Consider the following 16,488-nt stretch of genomic DNA (forward strand, 5'->3'; position numbering starts at 1 on the left):
TTCAGTCAGGAGAGCGCGACGAAGGGCTCGAACATGGTCAGTGCCGACCCCACCGCCGGAACCCGGATGCGTCCTGTCGCCACGGGGCTGCAGTTCCCCGAAGGACCGATCGCGCTGCGCGACGGCAGCGTCCTGCTCGTCGAGATCAAGCGCGGCACGCTCTCGCGCGTCGCGCCGGACGGGCGGGTGAGCGTCGTGGCCGAGCTGGGCGGCGGTCCCAACGGCGCCGCGATCGGCCCCGACGGCGCCGCCTACGTCTGCAACAACGGCGGCTTCGAGTGGCACGAGCGGAACGGGATCACCGCGCCGGGCCACCAGCCCGCCGACTACATCGGCGGCCGAATCCAGCGCGTCGTCCTCGACGGGCCGGGCGCCGGCACCGTCACCGACCTCTACACCTCCTGCGACGGGCGGCCGCTGCGCGGTCCCAACGACATCGTGTTCGACGCGGACGGCGGCTTCTGGTTCACCGATCTGGGCAAGGGCCGGGCGCGCGAGAGCGACACCGGCGCCCTCTACTACGCACGGCCCGACGGCTCGTCGATCACCGAGGTCGTGCACCCGCTCGTGCAGCCCAACGGGGTCGGCCTGTCCCCGGACGGATCGCGGGTCTACGTCGCCGAGACCGGGCCGGGCCGGGTCTGGTGCTGGGACGTCCCCACCCCGGGCCGCGTGCAACCGGCCGAGGGCGGCGTCGGGGCGGGCGGGGCGCGGCTGCTGCACGGGTTCGCCGGGTACCAGATGCTCGACTCGCTGGCCGTCGACGGTGCCGGCAACGTCTGCGTCGCCACCCTGATCACCGGCGCGGTGAGCGTGCTCGCGCCGGACGGCACGCTGCTGCGGCAGGTGCCGGTCCCGGAACCCGACCCGTTCGTCACCAACATCTGCTTCGCCGGGGCCGACTCCCGCACCGCCTACGTCACCTCGTCCGGGCGGGGGGTCCTCTACGCCCTGGGGTGGGCCGGCGCGGGCCTCGACCTGGCGTTCACGGTATGAGCGCGCCCGGGAGCAGCACGGCCGTGAGCCCGCGGGCGGCGCTCACCGCCCGGTTCACCGCGCCGGGCGCCGAGTTCGAGGTCGTCGACCGCGTGGTGCGGGGCATCCCGATGCGCGTCTACTCCGGCGGCCCGCAGACCCTGCGCGAGGTGCTGCGGGAGAGCGCGGCGTTCGGGGACCGCACCTACCAGGTGTACGGCACGCAGCGCTGGACCTTCGCCGAGCACCTGCGGCAGACGGCCGGGCTCGCGCACCGCCTGACGGGGGAGTTCGGGCTGCGCAAGGGCGACCGTCTCGCGGTCACGATGCGCAACTACCCGGAGTGGCCGACGGTGTTCTTCGCCGCCCAGGCCGTCGGTGTCGTCGTGGTGCCGCTCAACGCGTGGTGGTCGGCCGCCGAGCTGCGCTACGCGCTGGCCGACTCCGGGGCGCGGCTCGTGGTGGCCGACGCGGAGCGCGCGGCGCTGATCGCCCCGCAGCTGCCCGAGCTCGGCGGGATCCCGCTGATCGAGGTGCGGGGCGGGGAGCGGCCGGTGCCCGGTGCGCGGCGATGGGCCGACCTCCTCGCCGCGCTCGACCCCCACGCGACGCTGCCCGACGCGGACGTGGAGCCCGACGACGACGCCACCATCCTCTACACCTCCGGCACGACCGGCCGGCCCAAGGGCGCGATCGGTACCCACCGCAACCACTGCACGAACGTCCGCAACACCCGGCTCGGCGCCTACGTCGGCGCCACGATCGCGAACGGCGGCGTGCCGCCCGTCCCCGACCCGGACGCCCCGCAGCAGGGCGGGCTGTGCACGTTCCCGCTGTTCCACATCGCCGGGATCACCAGCCTCTGCTACTCCCTGCACGCGGGGGCGAAGCTCGGCACGCAGTACAGGTGGGACCGGGCCGAGGCCATCGAGCTGGTCCGCCGCGAGTCGCTCACCAGCGTCTCCGGGGTGCCGACGGTGATGCGCCAGCTCGTCGAGGACGCGAGCGCCGACCCGCAGCGGGTCGCGACGCTCGCCGGGATCAGCATGGGCGGCACGCCGGTGCCCCCGGACCTGATCGGACGCATCGACGCGGGCCTGGCCTCGCTCGTCGCGCCCGCCAACGGCTACGGCCTCACCGAGACCACCTCGGCCGTCGTGTCCAACAGCGGCGCCGACTACGTGAGCCACCCCGACAGCGTCGGGCGCTGCGTGCCGGGCGCGGACGTGCGCGTCGTCGACCCGGCGACCGGGGAGGACGCCGCCGGCGGCGAGGTCGGCGAGCTGTGGTTCCGGGGCCCGAACATCGTCCGCGGCTACTGGAACAACCCGGAGGCCACCGCGGCGTCGTTCACCGACGGCTGGTTCCACACCGGCGACCTGGGGCGCGTGCGCGACGGCTGGGTGTACGTCGTGGACCGGATGAAGGACGTGGTGATCCGCGGCGGAGAGAACATCTACTGCGCCGAGGTCGAGGCCGCGCTGTTCGAGCACCCGGCGGTCGGGGACGTCGCGATCGTCGGCGTCCCGCACGAGTCGCTGGGGGAGGAGGCCGTGGCCGTCGTCCACCTGCGGTCCGGCACGCCCGGCCCGGACGTGGCCGACGCGCTGCGCCGCCACGTCGGCGAGCGCCTGGCGTCGTTCAAGGTGCCCGCGTACGTGGTGTTCCGCGACGAGCCGCTGCCGCGGACCTCGAGCGGGAAGGTGCTCAAACGCGATCTCCGCGGCCCGGTCGCCGCGCAGCTGAGGGGGGCAGAGGCGTGAGCGACGTCCGCTACGAGGTCGACGGCCACGTCGGCGTGGTGACGCTGGACCGGCCGGACGTGCACAACGCCCTGCGGCGGCGCACCTACGACGAGCTCACCGAGCTCGTGCACACCACCACCGCGCGGGTGCTCGTGATCACCGGCGCCGGCCGCTCGTTCTGCTCCGGCGACGACGTGCGCGACCTGATGGGCGGCGGCGAGGGCGCCCCGCCGCGGCCGGCACCGCGACTCACGCCGGCCGCGGGAGCGCTGCTGCAGACCGACGTGCCGGTCATCGCCGCGGTCAACGGGCCCGCCGTCGGATGGGGCATGGAGCTCGCGCTGATGGCCGACCTGCGGATCGCGGGTCGGCGCGCGAAGTTCGGCGAGCTGTTCGTCAAGCGCGGGCTGTGCAGCGACGTGGCGGGCATCGCGCGGCTGGCCCAGCTGGTGGGCCGGGAGCGGGCGGCGGAGCTGCTGTTCACCGGCGAGGTGATCGACGCCGAGCGGGCCGAGCGGATCGGGCTGGTGGGCCGCGTGGTCGACGACGACCAGCTGCTGCCCGCCGCGCTGGAACGGGCCCGCGCGATCGCGGCCAACCCGCCGCTCGCCGTCGCCGCGCTCAAGCGTGGGCTGCGCCGGGCTCTGGACCCGGACTGGAGCGACCTGGGGACGTGGGTGAGCAGCACGCTCGGCGAGCTGTTCGCCACCGAGGACCACCGCGAGGGTGTGCGGTCGTTCCTGGAGAAGCGGGAGCCGCAGTATGTCGGTCGGTGAGGACACGCACCTCGCGGGCGTCGACCGGGCGCGGGTGGTGACCTGGCTGGCCGCGCACGTCGACGGCCTCGTCGCGCCGGTGGAGTTCACGCCGGCGTCCGGCGGCCGGTCCAACCTCACCTACCGGATCACCGACGCCGCAGGCCGCGGCTACGCGCTGCGCCGCCCCCCGATGGGCGGCGTGCTGGCGACCGCGCACGACATGAGCCGGGAATGGCGGTTCATCTCGGCGCTCGCGCCCACCGCCGTCCCGGTGGCGCCGCCGCTGGCCTACTGCGCCGACCCCGGCGTCACCGGTGCGGAGTTCTACGTCATGGGGTACGTCGACGGGCGGGTGCTCGCCGACCACGACGCCGGCGTGGCCCTGGGTGCTGCGGCGTGCGCCCGCGCCGGGGAGCACCTGGTCGAGGTGCTCGTGGCGCTGCACGCGCTCGACCCGGCCGAGGTCGGCCTGGGCGACCTGGTGCGCCGCACCGGCTACGTCGAGCGGCAGCTGCGGCGCTGGCACACCCAGCTGCACGCCTCGGCGGCACAGCTGCCCGCGCCGGCGACCGAGGTGGCGCTGCTCGACGAGGTGCACGACCTGCTCGTTGCGCACGCGCCGCGGCAGAGCACGGGCATCGTCCACGGCGACTACCGCCCGGGCAACATGGCCTTCGGTGCGGACGGCACGGTCCGGGCGGTGTTCGACTGGGAGCTCGCCACCACGGGTGACCCGCTGGCCGACCTGGGGTGGCTGGCGTCGAGCTGGCAGGACCCGGGGGAGGAGACCGCGGCGACCACGCCGGGCCCGAGCACCGCGCCCGGATCCCCGCGCCGCACCGAACTGGTGCAGCGCTACGCGCGCCTGTCCGGCCGCGACGTGTCGAACCTGCCGTACTGGGTGGCGTTCTCGCATTGGCGCTCGGCGTGCATCGGGGCCGGGGTGCAGGCCCGCTACCTGGCGGGGCACATGGCCGACGACGGCTACCTGGCCGAGGCACGGGCGCGGGCCGAGCAGGGCGCGCGGCTCGGCGAGGCCGCCCGCGACGCGCTACGTCAACTGGGGATCTGAGGAAGGAACCGCATGGCCTGGGATTTCTCGACCGAGCCGGAGTTCGAGGAGAAGCTCGAGTGGATGCGCGGGTTCGTCCGCGAGGAGATCATCCCGCTCGAGACGCTCGACCTGGACGGGCCCGCGCTCGCGCGGGCCACCGAGCCGATGAAGGAGGAGGTCAGAGCGCGCGGGCTGTGGGCGGCGCACCTGCCCCCGGAGCTGGGAGGCAAGGGGTTCGGCCAGGTCAGGCTGGGCCTGATGCACGAGATCCTCGGCCAGTGCGCGTACGCACCCGCGGTCTTCGGCAACAACGCGCCCGACTCCGGCAACGCCGAGCTGCTCGCCGTCGGCGCGAACGAGGAACAGAAGCGCAGGTGGATGCAGCCACTGCTCGACGGGACGCTGCGCAGCGCGTTCTCGATGACCGAGCCGGGGGCGGGCGCGGACCCGACGCTGCTCACCACGCGCGCGGAGCGCGTCGGCGACGAGTACGTGGTGAACGGGCACAAGTGGTTCACCTCGAACGGTTCGGTGGCCGACTTCCTCATCCTCATGGCCGTCACCAACCCCGACGGCCCACCGCGGCGCCGGGCGTCGATGTTCGTGGTGCCCGCGGACAGCCCGGGCGTGGACATCCTGCGCGACGTTCCCACGATGGGCGACCCGCACGAGCACCCGGGCCGGCCCGGTGGCCACGCCGAGATCATCTACCGGGATGTGCGCGTGCCGGTGGAGAACCTGATCGGCAACGAGGGTGAGGGCTTCCTGCTCGCCCAGAAGCGCCTCGGCCCGGGCCGCATCCACCACTGCATGCGCTGGCTCGGCCAGTCGAAGCGAGCCTTCGACATGCTGTGCGAGCGCGCGGTGTCGCGGTACACGCACGGTTCGGTCCTGGCCGACAAGCAGATGGTGCAGGACTGGATCGCCACCTCGGCCGCCGAGATGACCGCGGCCCGGCTGATGACGCTGCAGGCCGCCTGGAAGATGGACCAGGGCGGCACGGCCGCGGCCCTCACCGACATCGCGATGATCAAGTTCTACGGCGCCACCGTGCTCTACAACGTGATCGACCGCGCCGTCCAGGTGCACGGCTCGCTCGGCTACACCACCGACCTGCCGCTGGAGTCGATGTACCGCCACGCCCGCGCCGCCCGCATCTACGACGGTCCGGACGAGGTCCACAAGGTCACGGTGGCGCGCCGCGTCCTGAAGGACTACGAGCCCCGGGAGGTGCCGACCGAGCACGTGCCGACGAGGCGGGAGTCGGCGCGGACGAAGTTCGCCCACCTCCTGGACGCGGCGTCGGTAGGAGCCTGAGGGTCACTCCGCACATCCAGCTGCCACTTCGCACAGGGCCCGCCTTAGGCGAAGTGACCACTGGGTGTGCGGAGTGGCGCTTGCGGCGCCTCCCCCCTTCTGCCACACCCGTTGCACCCACGTCATGGACGTCTGCCGTGACTGCCACCTGAGGAGTTGATCCGTGGAGATCGCCGACACGACCACCCTGCTCACCGGCGGGGCCTCCGGTCTCGGCCTGGCCACCGCACGCCGGCTCGTCGACGCCGGCGGCCGCGTGGTGATCGCCGACCTGCCGACGTCCTCGGGTGCGGAGGCGGCCAAGGAGCTCGGCTCCGCTGCCACGTTCGTCGCGGCCGACATCACCGACCCGGACCAGGTCGAGGCCGCGCTGGACGCCGTCGCCGAGACCGGCGAGCTGCGCGCCGTCGTGCACACCGCGGGCAGCGGGCGCGCCCAGCGCACGGTCGACCGCGACGGCAACCCGGCGAGCCTGGAGTGGTTCACGCAGATCGTGAACCTCAACCTGATCGGCTCGTTCAACGTGCTGCGCCTCGCCGCGGCCCGGATGGCCCGCCTGGAGCCGATCGGGGAGGAGCGCGGCGTGGTCGTGATGACGGCGTCGATCGCCGCGTTCGACGGGCAGATCGGGCAGGCGTCCTACTCCGCGTCGAAGGCCGGGGTGGTGGGTCTGACGCTCGTGGCGGCCCGTGACCTGGCCAGCCGCAAGATCCGCGTGTGCACCATCGCGCCGGGCCTGTTCGACACACCGCTGCTCGGGCGGATGGAGGAGGACAAGAAGGCGGCACTGGGTGCGCAGGTGCCGAACCCGCCGCGGCTCGGGCAGCCCGACGAGTACGCGCGCCTGGCGGTGCAGATCGTGGAGAACCCGATGTTGAACGGCGAGACGATCCGCCTGGACGGCGCCCTGCGCATGGCCCCGCGCTGACCGTACGAACGGTCCTTTCGTCCGATTGGTCCGGACGAAAGGACCGTTCGTACGTCAGACGCGTTCGAGGATCGTGGCGTTGGCCTGGCCGCCGCCCTCGCACATCGTCTGCAGGCCGTAGCGGCCGCCGGTGCGCTGCAGTTCGTGCACGAGCTTGGTGGCCAGGATGGCCCCGGTGGCGCCGAGGGGGTGGCCCAGTGCGATGGCGCCGCCGTTGACGTTGGTCCTGTCCAGGTCGGCGCCGGTTTCCTGGGCCCAGGCCAGCGGGACCGGGGCGAAGGCCTCGTTGACCTCGAACAGGTCGATGTCGTCGATGGCGAGGCCGGAGCGGGCGAGCGCGGCCTGGGTGGCGGGGATGGGGCCGGTGAGCATGTAGACCGGGTCGTCGCCGACGACGCTGAGGGTGTGCACCCGGGCGAGGGGGGTGAGCCCGTGGGTGCGCACCGCTTGCTCGGAGGCCACGAGCAGGGCGGCGGCGCCCACCGACATCTGGCTGGCGACGGCGGCGGTGATCTCCCAGCCCTCGCGCAGCGGCTTGAGACCGGCCATCGATTCGAGCGAGGTGTCGCGGCGGGCGCCTTCGTCGGTGTCGGCGCCGGCGATCGGGGCGATCTGTCCGGTGAAGCGGCCCTCGTCGATGGCGCGGATCGCGCGGCGGTGGCTCTCCAGCGACAGGCGTTCGAGCTCGGCGCGGTCGTAGCCCCACTTCTCGCAGATCAGCTGGGCGCCGCGGAACTGGGAGATCTCCTGGTCGCCGTAGCGTTCGGCCCAGCCCTCGCCGCGGGGGGACGCGCCGAGTTCCTTGATCACCGAGGCGTTGGCGCCCATGGGCACCATGGCCATGTTCTCCACGCCGGCGGCGACGACGAGGTCCTGGGTGCCGGACAGGACGGCTTGGGCGGCGAAGTGCAGGGCCTGCTGCGAGGAGCCGCACTGCCGGTCGACGGTCACGCCGGGCACGCTCTGGGGCAGCCCGGCGGAGAGCCAGGCGGTGCGCGCGATGTCGCCGGCCTGCGGGCCGAGCTGGATGACGCATCCCATGATCACGTCTTCGACCGCGGACGGGTCGAGGCCGGTGCGGGTCATGAGTTCGCGCAGGACGTGCGCTCCGAGGTCGGCGGGATGCACGCCGGCCAGGGCGCCCTTGCGGGTGCCGACGGGTGTGCGGACGGCGCCGACGATGTAAGCCTCAGCCACGGATGTCCCCTTCGTCGCGGATCTTAACGATCGTACAGTCTGGAGCCCGTGATCGGCAGAGTTCGGAGGTTGTCAGCTTAACGATTGATCGGTAAATTTCGACTACCGCCTCGCCGATGTGGAGGGACCGCGCATGACGGTGGTCGACGTGACCCAGAACGCTGCGACTCAGGATTTCCGCAGCTCGGTGCGCACCTGGCTCGGCGCGCACGCCCCCGCCCCGGCCCCCGGGCTTCCCGCCGAGGAGCAGCTGCGCCGGGCGCGGGAGTTCCAGGCCGCCCTCTACGACGCCGGGTACGCGGGCATCACCTGGCCGAAGGAGGTCGGCGGGCAGGGCCTCACCCCGGCCGAGCAGCAGGTGTTCTCCGACGAGGCCGCCGAATACGACCTCCCGGTCTACCCGTTCGCGATCGGGATGGGCATGTGCGGGCCGACGATGGCCGACCTCGGGACTCCCGAGCAGAAGCAGCGGTACCTGCCGAAGCTGCTGCGCGGCGAGGAGATCTGGTGCCAGCTGTTCTCCGAACCCGGCGCCGGATCGGACGTCGCGAGCCTGCAGACGCGCGCGATCCTCGACGGTGACCAGTGGGTGGTCAACGGCCAGAAGGTGTGGACGACGAACGCGCAGTTCGCCGACTTCGGCGCCCTGCTCGCGCGCACCGACCCGGACCGGCCGAAGCACGCGGGGCTGACGATGGTCATCGTCGACATGCACGCCCCCGGCGTCACCGTCCGCCCGCTCAAGGACATGTCCGGGCGCGCGCCGTTCAACGAGGTCTACTTCGACGACGTGCGGGTCCCGGTCGAGAACGTGATCGGCGAGGTGGGCCGCGGGTGGCATGCCGCGGTGACGATGCTCGGGCACGAGCGCGTGTCGATCGGCTCGACCCGCAGGCCGCGGAGCAACCCGCTGGAGTTCGCCTCGCTCGTCGAGCTGGCCCGGCGCGCCGGCGTGGCGCAGGACCACGCGCAGCGTGAGCGGCTGGCGGAGCTCTACGCGCACGAGCGCGCGCTGGAGCTGTTCAACGCCCGGATGCGGCAGGAGACGGTCGCGGGTCACCCGCCGGGTGCGCGGGGCTCGGTGGCCAAGCTGGCGGGCGCGCTGCTGCTCCGGCGGGCCATCGAGGTGGCCGGGCAGCTGGCCGGCGCGGGCGCGGTGGCCTGGGAGCCCGACGACGCGCGCGCCGCGGAGCTCGCGCTCGGCATCAACTCGGCGCCCGCGTCGAGCATCGCGGGCGGCACCAACGAGGTCCAGCACAACATCATCGGGGAGCGGATCCTGGGGCTGCCGAAGGAGCCGCAGGTGGACCGGGACGTCCCGTTCCGGGAGCTGAAGGTCGGCACCCAGAGAAGTGCTACACAGCGCGAGAGGGGTCGTCGGTGAAGCTCGTCCTGGACGCCGAGCAGCAGGAGCTGCGGGCGGCGGTGCGGAAGTTCCTCGCGGACAAGGCCCCGTCGGCCCGGGTACGTGCCGTCATGGAATCCGATACCGGCTCCGACGCCGCGCTCTGGTCCGGGCTCGCCGAGCTGGGCGCGCTCGGGCTGGTCGTGCCCGACGAGCTGGGTGGTGGCGGCGCGGGCCACGTCGAGCGGGCGGTCGTCGCCGAGGAGCTGGGGCGCGCGCTCACCCCGGTGCCCTTCCTCGCCTCCGCGGTGCTCGCCACCGACGCGCTCCTCGCGCTCGACGACGACGCCGCGCGCACCGAGCTGCTCCCAGGCCTCGCCGCGGGCGAGCGGATCGGCACCGTCGCCGTCGCCGAGGGCGGCGGGGAGTGGGACCGCACCGGCGGCGCCACCACGGCCACCGAACGCGACGGAGGCTGGGAGCTCTCCGGGATCAAGACCCCGGTGCTCGCAGGCGACACCGCCGACGTCGTGCTCGTCGTCGCCCGGACGTCGGACGGCCCCGGCTGGTTCGCCGTCGACGCCGGCGCCGCGGGCCTCACACGCTCCCGGCTCGCGGGGCTCGACCCGACCCGCGGCGTCGCGAAGCTCGCCTTCGCCGCCACCCCGGCGCGCCGGCTCGCGACGGCGGACGCGGCCGCGGCGCTCGACGTCGTCGCCGACCTCGCCGCGGTGGCGCTGGCCGCCGAGCAGGTGGGCCTGATGCAGCGGGCGATGGAGCTGACCGTGGACTACGCGAAGGTGCGGGTGCAGTTCGGCCGCCCGATCGGTTCCTACCAGGCGGTCAAGCACGGGTGCGCCGACATGTACAGCGCGTGGGAGCACGCGGTGTCGGTGCTGCGCTACGCCGCGTGGGCGGCCGACCACGACCGCGCCGAGCTGCCCCTGGCCGCCGCGCTCGCCCAGACCTACATCGGCCCGGCCGCGTTCACGACGGCGACCGGGATGGTGCAGTACCACGGGGGCACCGGCTACACCTGGGAGCACGACGCGCACCTGTTCTACAAGCGGGCGAAGAGCGCCGAGCTGCTCCTGGGCCCGCCGGCACAGCACCGCGCTCGGCTCGCCGACCGGCTCGGCGTGTAGGAGAGGAGACCCATGGCCGACGATGTCCTGATCACGAGCCGCGACAGCGGAGTCCTGACGCTCACGCTCAACCGCCCGAAGCGCAAGAACGCGATCGACGGGGAGCTGTGGGATGCGCTGCGTGCGCAGCTCACCGTCGCCCGCGACGACGCGGACGTGCGGGCGATCGTGCTCACCGGCGCGGGCGGTGACTTCTGCGCGGGTGCCGACCTGTCCGGTGGGGTGTCCACCGGGCACCCGCTCGACCGGATGCGCCGGGTCAACGAGGTGGCGCTGCTGCTGCACGAGCTGCCGGTCCCGTCGGTGGCGAAGGTGGACGGCGTCGCCGTCGGGGCGGGGTGGAACCTCGCCCTGGGCTGCGACCTCGTGGTCGCGACGCCGGCCGCGCGGTTCTCCCAGATCTTCGCCAAGCGCGGCCTGTCCCTGGACTTCGGCGGGTCCTGGCTGCTGCCCAAGCTGGTGGGGATGCAGCAGGCGAAGCGGCTCGCGTTGCTGGCCGAGATGATCGACGCTGCGGAGGCGCACCGGCTCGGCCTCGTCACGTGGCTGGTGGAGCCCGAGGAGATCGACGGGTTCGTCGCCGACCTCGGCAAGCGGCTCGCGTCGGCGGCGCCGGTGGCGGTCGCGCAGTCCAAGGCGCTGCTGCACGAGGGCGCCGACAGCACGATGCGCGACGCGCTGGCGAGCGAGGCCCGCACCCAGGCGATCAACTTCGCGACGGCCGACGCGCCTGCGGCGTTCGCCGCGTTCAACGAGAAGCGCGACGCGGTGTTCACCGGCGAGTGGGCCGTGAAGTGACGGCCTTCGACGAGATCCGGCTCGACGTCGCCGAGGGCGTCGCCACGATCACCCTGCACCGGCCGGACCGGCTCAACGCGTTCACCATCACGATGGCCCGCGAGCTCATCGCGGCGTTCGACGCGACCGACGCCGACGAGGACGTCCGCGTCGTGCTGATGACGGGCGAGGGCCGCGGGTTCTGCGCGGGCGCCGACCTCGGCCGTGGCGGACGCACGTTCGACGCCACCGACGAGCGGCGCATCGCCGAGCGCGCCGATCTCGGCACCATCGGCGGGGTGCCGCGGGACGGCGGCGGAATGGTGTCGCTGCGGGTGGCGGCGTCGCGCAAACCGGTGATCGTCGCCTACAACGGGCCGGCGGTGGGCGTGGGCGCCACGATGACGCTGCCCGCCGACATCCGCATCGCGGCGGAGTCGGCACGGTTCGGGTTCGTGTTCGCCCGCCGCGGCCTGGTGCCGGAGGCGGCGTCGAGCTGGTTCCTGCCCCGGGTCGTCGGCATCTCGCAGGCGATGGAGTGGGTGGCGACCGGGCGCGTGTTCGGCGCCGCCGAGGCGCTGTCCGGCGGGCTCGTCTCCCGGGTGGTCCCGGACGCCGACCTGCTGCCCACCGCGCGTGGGATCGCGGCGGAGATCGCCGAGAACACCTCGGGGGTGTCGGTCGCACTGTCGCGGCAGATGCTGTGGTCGATGCTCGGGGCGGCCACACCGTGGGAGGCCCACCGGGTCGACTCGAACGCGATCTTCCGGCTCGGGCAGGGCGCGGACGCCGCGGAGGGCGTCACCTCGTTCCTCGAGAAGCGGCCGCCGGAGTTCCCGGGGCGGGTGGCCGACCACCTCGACGTCGTCCCGGCCTGGCCGACCCGTCCGGAGGACATGCCGTGAGCGACCTGTTCGATCTCTCCGGGCACGTCGCGCTCGTGACCGGCGGCAACTCCGGGATCGGCCTCGGCATGGCCCGCGGGCTCGCGCAGAGCGGTGCCGACGTCTGCGTCTGGGGCACCAACGCCGAGCGCAACGAGGCGGCCGCCGATGAGCTCGCGAAGCACGGCACCCGCGTGCGGGCGATCCGCTGCGACGTCGGCGACGAGGACGCCGTCACCACGAGCTTCGCGGCCACGCTCGAACATTTCGGCCGCGTCGACTCGTGCTTCGCGAACGCGGGAGTGGGCGGGTCGGGAGCGCGGTTCGTCGAGACGAGCCTCGCGGACTTCCGCGCGGTCACCCGGGTCAACCTGGAAGGCGCCTTCCTCACCCTGCGTGCGGCGGCGGCGCACATGGTCGAGCGCGGCGGCGGGGGAGTGCTGGTGGGCACGTCCAGCGTCTCGACGGTGCACGGTGCCCCGCGCGGGCAGGCGTACGCGGCGAGCAAGGCCGGTCTCACGGCGATGATCAAGGGCTGCGCGGTGGAGCTGGCCCGGTACGGGGTCAACGCGCACTCGATCATCGCGGGCTGGACGGAGACCCCGCTGGCGTCGCCGAAGCTGCACGACGAGACGTTCGAGCGCAACGTCATGAAGCGGATGCCGCAGCGGCGCTGGGGCGAGCCGGGCGACTTCGCGCGGCTCGCGGTGTACCTGGCCGCCGGGATCGGCGGCTTCCACACCGGCGACGAGATCGTGGTCGACGGCGCCTACTCGATCTTCTGAACCCCGCGAACCGCTTGCGCTCCGGCTTGCGGACCATGTGCGAGGGCGGGGGTACGGCCAACGCGACGATCATCGAGCTGCTGTCCCGCCGACCGATACCACCCGGACAGGGACTGGGCATGCTTCAGGTTCAGCGCCTCGACGCTGCTGGTGGTGATCGTCCTGCCGACGGGGACCGCCGTGACCGCAGCAACGGCACGTGTCAGCTCGCGCGGACGCGGGTCGGCCTGAAGGTCACGATCTGACGGGCCTCGGCAGCCTGCGTGCTGAACGTCTCGAGCGAGTGTCCGTACGGGGCGAGCAGCTCGGCGAAGAACGACCGGTCGGTGTCGTCGGCGAATTCGACCGACGCACGGATTTCCAGGGTGTGGAAGGGATCGGTGGTCGGGATGGCGCAGATGGTGGCCTGGTCGGGTCGGGCGCGGAGGTTGCGGTACTTCTGGCGCGCATTGGCGAGGGAGGTGCGCAGTACGCCGGTAACGGCTGCACGGGCGGCCGGCGCCGGCCCATGTGTGTCATTCAGGTCCGGCGTCGCCGTTGAGCATGGCGGCGGTGAGGATGTTGCCGGCGACGCCCCAGCCGCCGTCGGCGACCTCGTCGATGAGCACGACGGTGGTGGGCCGGGCCCGCTCACCGTAGATTTCCGCATACAGGTCAGTGGTGCGTTCCACGATCTTCTTCTTGTCCTCCGCGCTGATGGTGCCTGCGGGAACCTTGAAGTTGGCGAACGGCATGGGTGTTCTCCTCGAGTTGACTTCTTCTGTGGAATGCGAAAAGGGGGGCGGCTCGGACTACGTCGCGACCGGCTCCGTCACACCATGCCCCCGTTGGCGCGAAGTATCTGGCCGTTGACCCAGTGCCCTTCCGGGCTGGTGAGGAAAGCGACCACGTCGGCGATGTCCTGCGGTGTGCCCAGCCTCTCCAACGGCGGGGTCTTGGCGAGCTGGTCGATCTGCTCGGGAGTCTTGCCGTCGAGGAACAACTCGGTGGCGGTGGGCCCGGGCGCGACGGTGTTCACGGTGATGTTCCGCCCGCGCAGTTCACGGGCGAGGATCAGTGTGATCGACTCGACGGCGCCCTTGCTCGCCACGTACGCGCCGTAGGTGGGGAACTGGGTGCCGACCACCGAGGTCGAGAACCCCACGAACGAGCCGCCCGCACGCACCCGGCGAGCGGCCTGTTGGGCGACGACGAAAGTGCCGCGGATGTTGGTGCGGTGCACGGCGTCGAGTACGGCGAGGTCGAGGTCGGCGACGGGCGACAGGGCGAGTCGGCCGGCGGAGTTCACGACGACGTCCACGCCGCCGAACTCCTGCTCCGCCCTGTCGAACAGCGCGGCGACCGCGCTCTCGTCCGCCACGTCCGCCTGCACGGAGATCGCCCGCCCTCCGGCCGCGGCGATCGTTGCCACCGTCTCCTCGGCAGCAGCCGCATCGCGGGCATAGTTCACCACGACGGACAGCCCGTCCCGGGCGAGCTTCCGGGAGACCTCGCGGCCGATTCCGCGTGATCCACCGGTGACGACGGCGACCCGCACCGCTGCCGGCGCGAGCGCATCGTGGTTCGTAGTCGTGTTCGCCGTCATGTTCCCCACGATGCGCGACACCGGCGGGCGTAACCAGGGGATGCCGTCCCCCGTGTCCGGGACCCGCCCGGGCGCAGAATGGCGGCATGCGGTCTGTGAAGTACACCGAACTGGGGGTGTTCCTGCGTTCGCGGCGCGAACGCATCCGCCCGGCTGACGTCGGGCTCCCGTCCGGGCCCCGGCGTCGGGTCTCCGGGCTGCGCCGAGACGAGGTGGCCCAGCTCGCCGGAGCATCGGTGGACTACTACATCGAACTCGAACGCGGAGCCGGGTCCCAACCGTCCGAGCAGATGCTCGCCGCGCTGGCGAGGGCACTGCGCCTGTCCGCCGACGAGCGTGACTACCTCTACCGCCTCGCTGATCGGCCGGTGCCCGTGCACGGCGGAGCCTCCTCGCACGTACACCCCGGCATGCTCGATCTGCTCGGTCGTCTGACGACGACACCTGCACAGGTGATCACCGACCTGCACGTCACCCTCGTCCAGAATCCGCTCGCCGCAGCGCTGATCGGAGATCAATCCGGATTCACGGGCGCGCGGGTCAGCTTCGTGCACCGGTGGTTCACCGACCCGGACGCCCGGCGTCTGTATCCCGAGGCCGATCACGAAGCCCAGTCCCGTTCCTTCGTCGCCGACCTGCGGGCTGCCGCCGCCCGGCGAGCCGGGAACGACCTCGAAGCCCGCTCGATGATCAGATCGCTGCTCGGCGTCTCCTCCGAGTTCGCTGCCCTGTGGGCCGATCACGACGTGGCGTTCCGGCGCGACGACCGCAAACGCATCGTCCACCCCACGCTCGGAGTGATCGAGGTCAACTGCCTCAACCTGTTCAGCGAGGACGGTCGGCAGCGGTTGCTCTGGTTCACCCCCGCGGTCGGCACGGACAGTGCCGAGCTGTTCGAGCTGCTCGCGGTCGTCGGCACCCAGGAAATCGTCGACTCGACCCGCTGAACACCGGTCCGACAAGAGGCCCGGCTCGTCGAGTGCGGCCGGCCGGCCGGCGTCGAATGCTCGGTCACCCCGCCTGGAACGGCTGCGGCTGCGGCTGCGCGAACGACACCTTCGCCAGTTCTTCGGAGATGCGCCAGACGCGCGCGGCGTCCTCGGTGCTGCGCAGCGGGTCGTAGAGGGCTTGCTCGGCGGGCGGGCCGGAGAGGCCACCGAACCTGCTCGGGCCGTAGAAGAGCCCGCCGCGCGCGTCCGGGGAGGTCGCGGCGAGGAGCGCGGGGAGCACGGCGGTCTCGACCGTCCCCATGACGCCCCAGCGGGACAGCGTGCGGATCAGCGGGTACTGGATGGCTTGCTGGTTGCGTCCCATGTGGGGCTGGGCGGCGAGCAGGTTGGTCGGGGCCACCCCGGGGTGGGAGATGTTGCTGGTGATGCCCCAGCCGCCGGCCCGGCTGCGCCGGTCGAGCTCGAGGCCGAAGAGCCCGAACGCGAGCTTGGACTGGGCGTAGGCGCGGCGGCGCGCGTAGGAGCGCTCCGAGTTCAGGTCGTCCCAGTTGATGCTGCCGAAGCGGGCGGCGAGGCTGAGCTGGTTGGTCACGCGCGCGAGGCCGGCCCGCAGGAGCGGCAGCAGGTGGGCGACGAGGGCGACGTGGCCGAGGTGGTTGGTGCCGAACTGCAGCTCGAACCCGTCGGCGGTGGTCAGGCGGTCCGGGGGATCCATGACGCCGGCGTTGTTGATGAGGATGTGGAGCGGGCGGCCCTCGGCACGCAGGGTATGGCCGAGGGTGGCGACGGAGGCGAGTGAGGACAGGTCGAGCTCGCGCAGGGAGATCTTGGCTCCGGGGACGCGGTCGGCGATCGCGGCGATCGCGGCGTGCCCCTTGGCCGGATTGCGGACGGGCATGACGACCTCGGCCCCGGCTGCGGCGAGGCGGGTGGCGAGGCCGAGACCGAAGCCGTCGCTGGCACCGGTGACCACTGCGAGCCTGCCGGACAGGTCGGGAACGGAGATGTCGTGCCGGGCGCGGGGCATGGTGGAGCTCCTTGTG

General features: G+C 72.8%; 16 protein-coding genes. 12 read left to right on the top strand and 4 right to left on the bottom strand.

The genetic code is table 11. From position 1 onward, the window contains the following. Positions 1–33: 33 nt before the first annotated feature. The 6 genes from CFP66_RS18550 (at position 34) to CFP66_RS18575 (ending at position 6,777) form a co-directional block, all read left to right on the top strand. Positions 34–996: an SMP-30/gluconolactonase/LRE family protein gene (locus CFP66_RS18550; protein ID WP_233159528.1), complete on the top strand. Its 963-nt coding sequence runs from the start codon at positions 34–36 to the stop codon at positions 994–996. Further along, the gene (locus tag CFP66_RS18555; RefSeq protein WP_094925877.1) at positions 993–2,738 is read left to right on the top strand and encodes a class I adenylate-forming enzyme family protein; all 1,746 of its coding nucleotides are present in this window, start codon (positions 993–995) and stop codon (positions 2,736–2,738) included. Before CFP66_RS18550 ends, CFP66_RS18555 begins: the two co-directional genes overlap by 4 nt. Continuing rightward, the gene (locus tag CFP66_RS18560; RefSeq protein ID WP_094925879.1) at positions 2,735–3,496 is read left to right on the top strand and encodes an enoyl-CoA hydratase/isomerase family protein; all 762 of its coding nucleotides are present in this window, start codon (positions 2,735–2,737) and stop codon (positions 3,494–3,496) included. Before CFP66_RS18555 ends, CFP66_RS18560 begins: the two co-directional genes overlap by 4 nt. Then, positions 3,483–4,550 carry a phosphotransferase family protein gene (locus tag CFP66_RS18565; protein ID WP_094925881.1) on the top strand — a complete coding sequence of 356 codons (1,068 nt, stop codon included), beginning with the start codon at positions 3,483–3,485 and terminating at the stop codon, positions 4,548–4,550. The genes CFP66_RS18560 and CFP66_RS18565 overlap by 14 nt, the downstream gene beginning before the upstream one ends. 12 nt (positions 4,551–4,562) lie before the next feature. Then, positions 4,563–5,849 (top strand): acyl-CoA dehydrogenase family protein, encoded by a 1,287-nt coding sequence (locus CFP66_RS18570; RefSeq protein ID WP_094925883.1) that lies wholly within the window; start codon positions 4,563–4,565, stop codon positions 5,847–5,849. Between the two features lie 163 nt (positions 5,850–6,012). Beyond that, a complete protein-coding gene (locus CFP66_RS18575; protein WP_094925885.1) occupies positions 6,013–6,777 on the top strand; it encodes an SDR family NAD(P)-dependent oxidoreductase in 765 nt (254 codons plus the stop codon). Positions 6,778–6,831: 54 nt separating this feature from the next. On the opposite strand, the gene CFP66_RS18580 is transcribed toward CFP66_RS18575, so the two are convergent. Further along, on the bottom strand, positions 6,832–7,974 hold the full coding sequence (locus CFP66_RS18580; RefSeq protein ID WP_094925887.1) for an acetyl-CoA C-acetyltransferase: 1,143 nt from the start codon (positions 7,972–7,974) through the stop codon (positions 6,832–6,834). A gap of 148 nt (positions 7,975–8,122) precedes the next feature. On the opposite strand from CFP66_RS18580, the gene CFP66_RS18585 reads away from it, so the two are divergent. The 5 genes from CFP66_RS18585 to CFP66_RS18605 are packed head-to-tail and all read left to right on the top strand — an operon-like array spanning position 8,123 to position 12,910. Continuing rightward, the gene (locus tag CFP66_RS18585; RefSeq protein ID WP_233159529.1) at positions 8,123–9,358 is read left to right on the top strand and encodes an acyl-CoA dehydrogenase family protein; all 1,236 of its coding nucleotides are present in this window, start codon (positions 8,123–8,125) and stop codon (positions 9,356–9,358) included. Then, positions 9,355–10,464 (top strand): acyl-CoA dehydrogenase family protein, encoded by a 1,110-nt coding sequence (locus CFP66_RS18590; RefSeq protein ID WP_094925890.1) that lies wholly within the window; start codon positions 9,355–9,357, stop codon positions 10,462–10,464. The genes CFP66_RS18585 and CFP66_RS18590 overlap by 4 nt, the downstream gene beginning before the upstream one ends. Positions 10,465–10,476: 12 nt before the next feature. Then, positions 10,477–11,262 carry an enoyl-CoA hydratase/isomerase family protein gene (locus CFP66_RS18595; protein ID WP_094925892.1) on the top strand — a complete coding sequence of 262 codons (786 nt, stop codon included), beginning with the start codon at positions 10,477–10,479 and terminating at the stop codon, positions 11,260–11,262. Further along, positions 11,259–12,146 carry a crotonase/enoyl-CoA hydratase family protein gene (locus CFP66_RS18600; protein ID WP_233159530.1) on the top strand — a complete coding sequence of 296 codons (888 nt, stop codon included), beginning with the start codon at positions 11,259–11,261 and terminating at the stop codon, positions 12,144–12,146. The genes CFP66_RS18595 and CFP66_RS18600 overlap by 4 nt, the downstream gene beginning before the upstream one ends. Further along, the gene (locus tag CFP66_RS18605; protein WP_094925896.1) at positions 12,143–12,910 is read left to right on the top strand and encodes an SDR family NAD(P)-dependent oxidoreductase; all 768 of its coding nucleotides are present in this window, start codon (positions 12,143–12,145) and stop codon (positions 12,908–12,910) included. The genes CFP66_RS18600 and CFP66_RS18605 overlap by 4 nt, the downstream gene beginning before the upstream one ends. 515 nt (positions 12,911–13,425) lie before the next feature. Here CFP66_RS18605 and CFP66_RS18610 read toward each other — a convergent pair. Continuing rightward, entirely contained in the window at positions 13,426–13,644 is a 219-nt protein-coding gene (locus tag CFP66_RS18610; RefSeq protein ID WP_094925898.1) for a 4-oxalocrotonate tautomerase family protein, read from the bottom strand. 77 nt (positions 13,645–13,721) lie between these two features. Beyond that, positions 13,722–14,495 carry an SDR family oxidoreductase gene (locus CFP66_RS18615; protein WP_094926255.1) on the bottom strand — a complete coding sequence of 258 codons (774 nt, stop codon included), beginning with the start codon at positions 14,493–14,495 and terminating at the stop codon, positions 13,722–13,724. A gap of 86 nt (positions 14,496–14,581) precedes the next feature. Here CFP66_RS18615 and CFP66_RS18620 point away from each other — a divergent pair, with 86 nt between their 5' ends. Beyond that, positions 14,582–15,442, top strand: a complete 861-nt coding sequence (locus tag CFP66_RS18620) for a helix-turn-helix transcriptional regulator (protein ID WP_369805100.1) — start codon at positions 14,582–14,584, stop codon at positions 15,440–15,442. A 64-nt stretch (positions 15,443–15,506) separates the two neighbouring features. Here the strand turns inward: CFP66_RS18620 and CFP66_RS18625 are convergent, their stop codons facing one another. Beyond that, the gene (locus CFP66_RS18625; RefSeq protein WP_094925902.1) at positions 15,507–16,472 is read right to left on the bottom strand and encodes an SDR family oxidoreductase; all 966 of its coding nucleotides are present in this window, start codon (positions 16,470–16,472) and stop codon (positions 15,507–15,509) included. Between the last annotated feature and the right edge of the window lie 16 nt (positions 16,473–16,488).

This window comes from Pseudonocardia sp. MH-G8, assembly GCF_002262885.1.
Classification (GTDB): domain Bacteria; phylum Actinomycetota; class Actinomycetes; order Mycobacteriales; family Pseudonocardiaceae; genus Pseudonocardia.

Coding starts and splice junctions, on each gene's coding strand:
- CFP66_RS18550 (WP_233159528.1), top strand. CDS start 34: ATGGTCAGTGCCGACCCCACCGCCGGAACCCGGATGCGTCCTGTCGCC.
- CFP66_RS18555 (WP_094925877.1), top strand. CDS start 993: ATGAGCGCGCCCGGGAGCAGCACGGCCGTGAGCCCGCGGGCGGCGCTC.
- CFP66_RS18565 (WP_094925881.1), top strand. CDS start 3,483: ATGTCGGTCGGTGAGGACACGCACCTCGCGGGCGTCGACCGGGCGCGG.
- CFP66_RS18570 (WP_094925883.1), top strand. CDS start 4,563: ATGGCCTGGGATTTCTCGACCGAGCCGGAGTTCGAGGAGAAGCTCGAG.
- CFP66_RS18595 (WP_094925892.1), top strand. CDS start 10,477: ATGGCCGACGATGTCCTGATCACGAGCCGCGACAGCGGAGTCCTGACG.
- CFP66_RS18610 (WP_094925898.1), bottom strand. CDS start 13,644: ATGCCGTTCGCCAACTTCAAGGTTCCCGCAGGCACCATCAGCGCGGAG.
- CFP66_RS18615 (WP_094926255.1), bottom strand. CDS start 14,495: ATGACGGCGAACACGACTACGAACCACGATGCGCTCGCGCCGGCAGCG.
- CFP66_RS18620 (WP_369805100.1), top strand. CDS start 14,582: ATGCGGTCTGTGAAGTACACCGAACTGGGGGTGTTCCTGCGTTCGCGG.
- CFP66_RS18625 (WP_094925902.1), bottom strand. CDS start 16,472: ATGCCCCGCGCCCGGCACGACATCTCCGTTCCCGACCTGTCCGGCAGG.